The sequence below is a fragment of the Brevundimonas sp. genome (assembly GCF_046293315.1).
Taxonomy (GTDB): domain Bacteria; phylum Pseudomonadota; class Alphaproteobacteria; order Caulobacterales; family Caulobacteraceae; genus Brevundimonas.
On record NZ_JBKBPF010000038.1, the window covers coordinates 1 to 793 of the forward strand.

1 protein-coding gene is annotated in these 793 nt (G+C 76.2%); it reads right to left on the bottom strand.

What is annotated here, in order from left to right:
* Positions 1 to 423, bottom strand: a 423-nt coding sequence (locus ACK4SE_RS13880) for a hypothetical protein (RefSeq protein WP_409693885.1), incomplete at its 3' end; no start/stop codon positions are given.
* Between the last annotated feature and the right edge of the window lie 370 nt (positions 424 to 793).

The window sequence follows — 793 nt, forward strand, 5'->3', positions numbered from 1 at the left end:
CAGCACCTCCAGCTCCCGCACCTCCACCAGCTCCCGCGCCCGCTGCGGCGTCATGGCCACCTTCACCTGCAGCACGCGCGCCTCCTCGCCCTCGCCCTCGCCCTCGCCCTCGCCCGCCGCCTCCCTGCCCGCGCCGCTCACCTTGCTGGCGGGGGCCAGCACGCAGGTGGGCAGGCCCGAGGACAGCAGCTGGTTGTCAAGCTGCACGCTGCCAATGGCCGCCTCCACCACCGCGTGCCGCGGCGCCCAGTGCGCGTGCATGTCGACGTCTTGCACGGTCAGGAAGGCTAGCTCAGCGGGGGTGGCGTCCACCAACGACACGCCCACGCTCGCCAGCTGGGCGGTCAGCGTCAGCACGCGCGCAGCGGTGGCGGCGGCGGCGGTGGCGGCGGCGGCGGCGGCGGCGGGAGCAGCGTCGCCCATTGTCTCCGCCGCTGCATCGGACGCTGCAGGCGTGCACAGGGCGGCGGGCACCACCAGCAGGGAAGCCAGCTCGGCTGCTAACGACGCCTGCGGCTCAGCGGTATCGGCCGCGCCACTGGCATCGCCAGCGCCACCCCCGCCGCCCCGCCCCGCCCCCCGCCCCCCCCCCGCGGCGGCAGCATCGGCAGCATGGCTGCGGGAGCCAAAGGTGGCGTGCTGCCAGCCCGACCCCGCGACCGTCAGCGCCTGCGCCGTGACCGCATCGTCGCTCCAGCGCGCCATGGCCTGCAGCATGCGCTGCAGCGCTTGCTCGACGCCGCGTGCGGTGCCCAGCGGCTGCGTGCGAGGCAGCGACGATGCGCGGCGCAGC